The sequence below is a fragment of the Leisingera sp. F5 genome, assembly GCF_001593695.1.
Genome location: NZ_LUKH01000046.1, coordinates 23,080 through 31,703 on the forward strand (window position 1 = coordinate 23,080; position 8,624 = coordinate 31,703).

The 8,624-nt window shown below is 59.9% G+C and carries 10 protein-coding genes; 4 read left to right on the forward strand and 6 right to left on the reverse strand.

Features of this window, described 5'->3' with window-relative positions; all coding sequences use genetic code 11:
- The 3 genes from rpsI to A2I95_RS21645 all read left to right on the forward strand — a co-directional run bounded on the left by rpsI (position 1) and on the right by A2I95_RS21645 (position 2,055).
- Positions 1-486, forward strand: a complete 486-nt coding sequence (rpsI, locus tag A2I95_RS21635; protein ID WP_035920078.1) for a 30S ribosomal protein S9 — start codon at positions 1-3, stop codon at positions 484-486.
- A gap of 145 nt (positions 487-631) precedes the next feature.
- Positions 632-1,000 carry a group 1 truncated hemoglobin gene (locus A2I95_RS21640; RefSeq protein ID WP_291733175.1) on the forward strand — a complete coding sequence of 123 codons (369 nt, stop codon included), beginning with the start codon at positions 632-634 and terminating at the stop codon, positions 998-1,000.
- On the forward strand, positions 997-2,055 hold the full coding sequence (locus A2I95_RS21645) for an adenylate/guanylate cyclase domain-containing protein (RefSeq protein ID WP_291733177.1): 1,059 nt from the start codon (positions 997-999) through the stop codon (positions 2,053-2,055). The genes A2I95_RS21640 and A2I95_RS21645 overlap by 4 nt, the downstream gene beginning before the upstream one ends.
- A 7-nt stretch (positions 2,056-2,062) precedes the next feature.
- Here the strand turns inward: A2I95_RS21645 and A2I95_RS21650 are convergent, their stop codons facing one another.
- From A2I95_RS21650 to A2I95_RS21675, 6 genes are all read right to left on the reverse strand, one after another.
- Positions 2,063-2,680 (reverse strand): TetR/AcrR family transcriptional regulator, encoded by a 618-nt coding sequence (locus tag A2I95_RS21650; RefSeq protein WP_291733179.1) that lies wholly within the window; start codon positions 2,678-2,680, stop codon positions 2,063-2,065.
- Positions 2,673-3,542 carry a polyphosphate kinase 2 gene (ppk2, locus tag A2I95_RS21655; RefSeq protein ID WP_291733180.1) on the reverse strand — a complete coding sequence of 290 codons (870 nt, stop codon included), beginning with the start codon at positions 3,540-3,542 and terminating at the stop codon, positions 2,673-2,675. The genes A2I95_RS21650 and ppk2 overlap by 8 nt, the downstream gene beginning before the upstream one ends.
- A gap of 61 nt (positions 3,543-3,603) precedes the next feature.
- Entirely contained in the window at positions 3,604-4,584 is a 981-nt protein-coding gene (locus tag A2I95_RS21660) for an alpha/beta hydrolase (protein ID WP_291733182.1), read from the reverse strand.
- Positions 4,559-5,476, reverse strand: coding sequence for a homoserine O-succinyltransferase (metA, locus tag A2I95_RS21665; RefSeq protein ID WP_291733184.1), 918 nt, complete (start codon positions 5,474-5,476; stop codon positions 4,559-4,561). The genes A2I95_RS21660 and metA overlap by 26 nt, the downstream gene beginning before the upstream one ends.
- A 59-nt stretch (positions 5,477-5,535) precedes the next feature.
- The gene (locus A2I95_RS21670) at positions 5,536-6,399 is read right to left on the reverse strand and encodes an ATPase (RefSeq protein WP_291733186.1); all 864 of its coding nucleotides are present in this window, start codon (positions 6,397-6,399) and stop codon (positions 5,536-5,538) included.
- 55 nt (positions 6,400-6,454) lie between these two features.
- Positions 6,455-7,369, reverse strand: a complete 915-nt coding sequence (locus tag A2I95_RS21675; protein WP_291733187.1) for a DMT family transporter — start codon at positions 7,367-7,369, stop codon at positions 6,455-6,457.
- 394 nt (positions 7,370-7,763) lie between these two features.
- On the opposite strand from A2I95_RS21675, the gene A2I95_RS21680 reads away from it, so the two are divergent.
- A complete protein-coding gene (locus tag A2I95_RS21680; RefSeq protein WP_291733189.1) occupies positions 7,764-8,243 on the forward strand; it encodes a hypothetical protein in 480 nt (159 codons plus the stop codon).
- Positions 8,244-8,624 lie beyond the last annotated feature (381 nt).

Genomic DNA, 8,624 nt, shown 5'->3' on the forward strand with positions numbered 1-8,624 from the left:
ATGTCTGATCAGATCAACACTCTTGAAGAGCTCGCAGCTGCAACCGGTGTGGAAGCAGTGGCCGAAGAAACCATCACGCGTGAGCCGGTTCGCGACGAACTGGGCCGTGCCTATGCCACCGGCAAGCGGAAAGACGCGGTTGCCCGTGTCTGGATCAAGCCGGGTTCCGGCAAGGTCGAAGTGAACGGTTTGGAAATCAACAAGTACTTTGCGCGTCCGGTGCTGCAGATGATTCTGCGCCAGCCGTTCCAGGTTGCCGGTGTCGAAGGTGAATTCGACGTCTACGCCACCGTCAAAGGCGGCGGCCTGTCCGGTCAGGCCGGTGCGGTCAAGCACGGCATCTCCAAGGCGCTGCAGCTCTATGATCCCGCACTGCGCGGCGCGCTGAAAGCAGCAGGCTTCCTGACCCGCGACAGCCGTGTTGTGGAACGTAAGAAATACGGTAAGGCCAAAGCCCGTAAGAGCTTCCAGTTCTCCAAGCGCTAAGTTTTACGCTTTTGCATTCTTTGGAAAGGGCCGCCTGTTGGGCGGCCCTTTTTTGGTGCTGAAGCAGGTGACTGACCTGCACCGTTAACATTTTCGCAAAAGTAACGTAACATGGCCGGCACCGCTTTCTGTTGGGGGAGCTGCAATGCCGCAAACCATCTATGAGAAATACGGCGGGTTCAGTGCCATCAGCCGGGTCGTGATGACCTTTTATGAGATGGCGCTCGATTCCGATCAGATCGGTGACTACTTCGCCGAGGTGGATATGGCGCGGCTGATCGACCACCAGACCAAGTTCATTTCGTCGCTTTTGGGCGGGCCTGCCTCATTCAGCGACGAGCGGCTGGAGACGGTGCACCGGGCCTTGGCAATAACCCATGATGACTTTGACGAAATGGGCGCGCTGCTGAAAGACGCGCTGGAGCAGCACGGGCTGTCTGAACCGGACGTGCAGGCCACGCTTGCCGCAATTGAATCCAAGCGCAATGTCATCGTCCACCGGGACGCCGCATGAGCATTGCTGCCATCAACGAGCAGCTGCTGCGCGCTGTTGGCGTCGGGATTGCCGTTGTCCGCGCCTCTGATCTTGGATTTGTCTTTCACAATCAACCTTTTGCGGAATGGTTTGGCACGCCTGGCCCGGACGCGGCGCTTACGGATGCCATCGAAGGCTTGCAGCCGGACGACCTCGGCTCGCTGTGCGACGAAGGGCTGCGCTATTCGGCGGAGCTGAAGATCAAGCGTAAGCGGCGCACACTGGTTTTCGCCATCAACATTTCGCAGGCCAGCCATCTGAACGAGGCGCTATTGGTGGTGGAATGCCAGAACATCACCCGCATCCGTGAGCTGGAAAGCATGATCGACAGCTATTCCGCCATGGTCGAGCGCAACACCCGCGAGCTGGAGCGCGAGAAGGAGCGGGTGGAAAGGCTGCTGCTGAATCTGATGCCGCGCTCGGTCTATGAGGAGTTCAAGACCTTCGGCGTGGTGACACCGCAGCTTTACCCCAAGGTGTCAGTGGTGATGCTGGATTTTGTGAATTTCACTGATTTCGCCTCCCGCACGGACCCGACAGTGACTCTGGGGGAGCTGAACGATATCTTCACCGCTTTCGACCGTATCGTAGAGCAATACGGATGCGAGCGGATCAAGACCATTGGCGATGCCTATCTGGCGGTTGCCGGAATGCCGGAACCTACGCCGGACCATGCAACCGCAGTGGCCCATTGCGCCACCCGGTTCCTGCGCTACCTGGACCGGCGCAATCAAAGCCATCAGCACAAATGGCAGGCGCGCATCGGTCTGGGCACCGGCTCGGCCGTCGGCTCGGTGGTGGGCATTCAAAAGTATGTCTATGACGTCTTCGGTCCGGCTGTGAACCTCGCCTCCCGTCTGCAAGTCTTTGCCAATCCGATGAAAATCGTCGCCCCGGACGAAATGAAAGACGCCCTGTCAGAAGAATTCCGCGTCACCGATATTGGGTCCGAGGATATCAAGGGCATCGGCGAGGTGCATCTGGTCAATGTCGGTGATGAACTGGGCGTTCGGCAGCCCAGCGGACGGTTCTAGAGGGGCCCTAGTCGTCCGGCGCGATCAGGCCCAGACCGCGCAGGTAGATGCCGATACCGCTTTCCAGAAGGTCCTCAGGCGGGAAAGGGGAGGCAGCCCCCGGAGAATTCCGTGCATAAAGCTCCACCACCCCGTGGCTCATCGCAAGCACATGGGCCGAGAACATCGAAGCCGGCGGGCGTTTAGCTTCCGGGATATGCTGGCTGAGGTCCGCAGCGGCGCGCTCCAGGATCGCTCGTGCCCGTGCGGCGGCATCGGCCAGTTCCGGCGTCCGGTTCACCGAAATGCCGCTTTCGAACATGGCGATGTAGTGCCCCGGATGCTTGCGGGCAAAGGCAAGATAGGCGCGCCCTGTGGCCTCGAACGCGGCCAGGGCCGAGGGCTGGTATTTATCATAGGCGTGCTGCATGAGGTCGGCAAACATCGCATAGCCCTGCCGCCCGGCCTCGGCGATCAGATCCTCGCGCCCCTTGAAATGACGGTAGACGGCGGCGGGGGTCACACCGGCCTGTTTGGCAGCCTCCGACAGGGTGAACCCGGTCGGGCCCTTGGCCTCGATCAGATGCAGGGCCGCTTCGACCAGCGCCTGGCGCAGATTGCCGTGATGATAACCGCGTTTAGGCATCCCAGATATCCGGGCCTCCGCAAATTCCAGTGTCCAATTCGCCAATCGCGCCGGCGGTCTTGCTGTCATAATCGACGGCGTGCAGAACGCTGCGTATTGCTGCCAGCCTGGCCCGCCTTTTGTCATCCGAGCGAATGATGGTCCAGGGGGCCTCGGCGCTGTGGCTGCGTGCAAAGGTCTCGGAAATGGCGGTGCTGTACGCGTCCCATTTCTCCAGCCCCTTCACGTCAATCGGGCTGAGCTTCCACTGTTTCAATGGGTCGGACTCGCGGGAAAGAAACCGGCGCAGTTGTTCTGCGCGGCCGACATTCAGCCAGAACTTGAACAGATGCACGCCATCTTCGGCCAGCGCCCGCTCAAATCCCTGAACCTGACGGAAGAAGCGTTCGCGCTGCGGGTCCGTGCAGAAACCAAACACCTTTTCCACCACGCCGCGATTGTACCAGCTGCGGTCAAAGAACACGATTTCGCCGCCCGCCGGCAGGTGCTGGACATAACGCTGGAAATACCACTGGCTCTGCTCGGCCTCGCTGGGTTTCGAAAGCGCCACGGTCCGCGCGCCGCGGGGATTGAGGTTCTCGCGAAAGCGCTTGATGGTGCCGCCCTTGCCGGCCGCGTCCCGGCCTTCAAAGACAATGGCAACACGGGCACCGCTGGACTTGGCCCAGGACTGCAGCTTGACCAGTTCGATCTGCAGCGCTTCCAGCTCTTTTTCATAGGCCTTGCGTTTCATGCGCTCCCGGTACGGGTAGCTGGAGCTGAGGATCCCGTCTTTATCGGCGCCTTTGATGGCCTCGCGGATCTCCTCCGGCGCGCCGGTCCGGTAAAAGCGGCTGATGGCCCCGTCAAATGGCAGCGGCATGTGAAAAACCCTTCTGTCCTCAACCCTTTATATGGGCAAGAACTATGGAATGTGAATCGTTTTAACGCAAATGTGCGCGGGCGGCGGCGCGGCGCACGGCGGCGGCCACCTCGTCTGTTGCCACTTGGTGCGGCATATGGCCGACACCCTGCAGCAGGGTCAGGGCGGCACCGGGGACATCGCGGGCAAGCTGCCGGGCGTGGAGATCCGGGCTGACGGTGTCATCCGCGGTTCCATGGATGATTTCGACCGGGACGCCGATGCTGCTGTAGTGCGGCGTCAGGGATTTCACCTCGTCCAGCAGGTTGGCGCGCTGGCGGGCATTGGCCCGCAGGGATCCGCGCCTCAGTGTCAGGCCGATGCCGAAATGCTGGGCATATCCCTCAGGGACAGGCTGGGGGGCAAACACGGCGTCCAGCGTCTCCATAACGGTTTTGCGGGAGACAAAGGCTGTGAGGGCGGGCACGGCGACAACACTGCCGAGCGGCGAAGAGGTCACCCGGTAAAAGGTGTCCAGCGGTGTGTCCCAAGGATACGAAACCCCGGCAACCGAGACCAGAGCCGACAGGCTGCCGGGATAGTCAACGGCCCAGGCCAGCGCCACTGCGCCGCCATAGCTGTGTCCCAGCACGACCGGCTGTTCCGCACCCATCTGCGCCGCCGCCTGGCGCAGCAGGCCGGCCTGCTGGCGGATGGTGGCCCCGGTCCGGTTGATGCGGTCGGAATAACCCAGACCCGGCCGGTCAAAGATCAGGATGCGGAATTCCTCCGCAAGAGCGGGTGCCAGCCGGAAGGTCATATCGCGGGTGTTGCCGCTTGAGCCGTGGATCAGCACCAGATCCGGAGCGCTGCCCCTGGGCCGGCCCATCTCCACGACATGCACCCGGTGGCTGCCCACCACCAGGGTTTGCCCCAATGGCGGGTGGCTTGCCTCGGCGGCGGCCTCGCGCCGGCCAGCGTGCCAGGTCGTCAGCGCGGCTCCTGCCGCCGCGGCAAGGCCAAGATAACTCAGCACTTTAGCGACCGATCTGATCCATTTCATAAGGCGTGGTCTGGTAGATCTCATTGATCCAATTGCCATAAAGAAGATGCGCGTGGCTGCGCCAGCGATTTTGCGGCGGCTGGCTGGGGTCATCGTCCGGATAGTAGTTCCCCGGCACGTTGATCGGGGTTCCATTGGCCACGTCCCGGTCGTACTCCTGCTTCAGTGTATCATTGTCATATTCAAAATGGTTAAAGATATAGAGCGCGTTGTGCGCCTTGTCCTCAACCAGGCAGGGGCCGACCTCGTCACTGCCGAGCAGCGTCTTCAGCCCTGGTGCCGCGCTGATTTCGGCCTGCTTCATCTCGGTCCAGCGGCTGACCGGAATCACGAAATCATCCGAAAAGCCGCGCAGATAGGGCGAAGACGGCGCCAGATTCCGGTGCCGGAAACAGCCGAATGCCTTGTGGTCCAGCATATGCTTTTTCACGCCATGGAAATGGTTGATCATCGCCATACCGCCCCAGCAGACGCCAAAGGTGGAATGCACGTTGGTCTGGGTCCAGTCCATGACTTCGCACAGCTCGTCCCAATAGGTCACCTCGGGGAAGTCGAGATGCTCAATCGGGGCGCCGGTGATGATCAGCCCGTCGAACTTTTGATGCTTCACTTCCTGGAAGGAGTGATAGAATTCGGCCATATGCTCAGCCGCGGTGTTCTTGGTCTGATGCTCGGTCATCCGGATCAGGCTCAGATCGATTTGCAGCGGGGTTGCCCCGATCAGCCGGGCAAACTGGTTCTCGGTCTGGATTTTCTTCGGCATCAGGTTCAGCAGGCCGATGCGGATCGGGCGGATGTCCTGACGCGCCGCCTGATCCGGCGACATCACCATCACGCCTTCGTTCGTCAGAACGTCATAGGCGGGGAGGTCTGCGGGCATCTTGATGGGCATGTCAGTGTCCTGATTTGCGGAAGGTTGTGCGATATAGCGGAATTCGACAGATAGGCGGGTTAGCCGCGGGCCTCAAGAGCGGAGGCGATCAAATCCTCGAAATCCCCCTCATCCCTGACGGCCGAGATCTGATCGGCGGTGACAGTGACACCCCAATTGTCCGCCATCGCCTGATAACGCGGCTGGCGGTGCGCCAGCGCCTGGGCATAGGTCCAGCGGATAAAGGCATCAGGGTCCACATCGCCCTCAGCTATGCCATTTTCCTTGAGATACTCTTGCCAGACCCGGTCCAGGAATTCCGGCTGATAGGACATCGGCTTGGGCGCGCGGTCAAAGCGGCGCACCAGTTCGGCGGTGTGGGCCTCGCTGCCCTTGATCCAGACCATCAGCGTGTGTTTGCTGAGTTCCGACAGGACCTGATCGTTCGGGTCATTGGCATCGACCCATTCACAGATCGACCCGCCCGTATCGCAGATGAAATTCGGATAGCCATAGAGCTGCCCGGCACGGCCCGCGAAATATTCCGTATCCAGCAGCGCCCGGATTTCAGCGCCCCGGAACTGTTCCTGGCGGCGCTTGTATTCGCCAATCGGCAGCCCGCCTTTGGCCTTATCACCAGGCTTGCCCAGATAAGAGGCCACCGGTGTCAGATTCTCAAACGTGATGTTGGAGCCGATGAAGATCGAATCCGACAAAAGAAGATCCCGCAGAAACGGAACTTTCATCGCTTCCGCCTTGGCGTTGTCGGCGATGTATTCGCCCATATAGCGGGTGCCGATACGGTAATCGACCGAGTAGTGGAACCAGCTGCCGGCGCCGCGCAGGATGTTGCTGACATAGGTTTTGCCGAGCCCGGACATGCCAAAGAACAGCACCCGTTTGTTCGGCGCGTCGCGCCAGTCCTGCGCAGAAGTGTAAAGCATGAGATCCCAAGTCCCTGAAGGTTTCACGCCTTGCTAATCACCTGCGCGGGCTTGGTCAATTCCGTGTGCGTTTGCGCCGCGGGACCGGCTTGCCGTTCAGGACCATAAGCCCGGCTGCCAGCAGGGTAAAACCGGCATAGGCCTGCGGTTTCAAGTCTTCTCCCAGCCACCAGGCGCCCAGCAGGATGGCGACCGGCGGAATGATCAGCGTGACCAGCATCAGATTGCCGCTGCCAGCCAGCGCCAGCACCCGGTAGTATAGAAGATAGGCGCCTGCCGTGGCGATCAGGGAAAAGTAGGCAATGGACAGCCAGGTGCTAGTTTCCAGGTTCAGCGAAACCGGGCCGTCAACCAGCAAGGCTGCCGGCAGCAGGCAAACAGTTGACCCGGTCAGCATACCGGCAGCCGCCACCTGCGGCGGCAGCCCGGACAGTTTCAGCCGCGCCCAGGCACTGGCAAAGGCATAGGACACAGTGCCCGCCAGAACTGCTAGCTGCGCTGTGCTTCGGATGTCGAAGTTTGCAAATTGCTCCAGCCCGATGGCGGTGGCCACGCCGAGAAAGCCCAAGGCTACCCCCAGCGCCTTGCGGGGCGTCAGCCGTTCGTCGGCAAACACCAGGGCCGCGACGATGACGCCGAAGATGGCCGTGGCCGCATTCAGGATCGAGGTGAGGCCGGTCTCAATATGAAGCTGTCCCCAGGTCATCAGACCGAAGGGGATGATGTTGTTCAAGAGCCCCATCACCAGAAAGGCCCCCCAGATACGCGGCTCTTTTGGCACCGGCAGCCGCATCAGCAGCACCACGCCCCACAGGAACAGCGCGGCCCAGCCGCATCGGTGCAGCACCAGGGTGACAACGGGGATTTCGTCCAGGGCAATGCGGATCGACAGAAACGATCCGCCCCAGATCACGCCGAGCAGCATCAGCTCGGCCCAGGCGCGGGGGGAAATGGTTTTTTGTGTATTCATGCAGATCAGCTAGCGCGCAGGCATGATGCAAGCGACCCGGATCTTGCGGCAAAAGAAAACCCCGCCCGGAAAAGGTGAAGCATTCCGGGTTTGGGGCGCAAAATTGGCCCCTGTCGGGATTTCTCTCGGCAGGGGTTTGATTTTTAACGATAAAACTTGATAAGGATCAAACACGTTTGCGGGAGTCTTGTCCCGGAGCAACACATCGCAGAAAAATGGGTTTGAGACTTCGGTTTGCCGGGCTTCGGCCAATGCCTCTATTGGCGCGTGGAGGCCGTCTTGCCGGAACGAAAGAGGAAAAAGGGCTCTCTCGTGGTCAAGTCTATTGCGCAACTCTCGTTGGAGGTAGGGCGTTCAGGAAAAGCTGCGGCACTCTTTGGAGCGGCGGCAACTATTGGACGAAATCAGAAATGAGTATTTTGCCTTCGAAGAGACCAATCGTGATTTCCGGGGCAGTTTTAACGGCATCATGGTGAAGCGAACTTGCACCAAGGCTGCGCACCTTGCGTGCCTTCGAGATATGCTGCCATCCGGGAAGATCACCCTCGCCGGAGAGCAAGACGGAACAATGACACGCGTTGTTCCCCATGTTTTTCGGGACATGATTAACGAAGACCTCTTCGAGTGGTTTGTGATCACCTTCGGCAAGAACGCGGCAACAAACACGGCGAACAGTCGAATTGAGGCGTATGAGGAGAAACTCGCAGCCTTCAAAGAGCAGGCAGCGCTCAATTCGCAAGAGATACAGGAAGATCATAAACTGCTCAGTCTTTTTTGCGCACAGGAAATGCGTGTAGCCATCGGTGCAGATCTCAGAGGCAGTCCCGGCCCCTTCCCAATTTCATCTCATCGCAGCGTCCTCAGGTCTGGGTGAGATCACCTGCTCAGATCCAGGGTGAAACAGAAAAGGTTATCGGTTTTCCTGTTCTGCAGTAAGTACAGGCAGCCAATGAAGCGCCTGGCATTTAACCAAGAGCCAACTGATCGGGAACTGCGTGAAGCGTTGGGGCGCAGGATCCCGCGAGCGACGGTCCAACCGGTCTCCGCGTTCATGAATGCCCTGCGGTTCCGATTGAGCCTTGCCGATCGCGCAGCCGGCCGGCCGGCAAGAACTGGCGCGAAATACATCAATGGCGCCTCATACAACCCTGCCGTGTCAGCCGCACTGCTGAACATATTCCGCATTCACTGCAACTGGTTTGAAACCAGGCAATACACGGGCAATATGAAACCAAGCCGGACACAGCATCTGTAA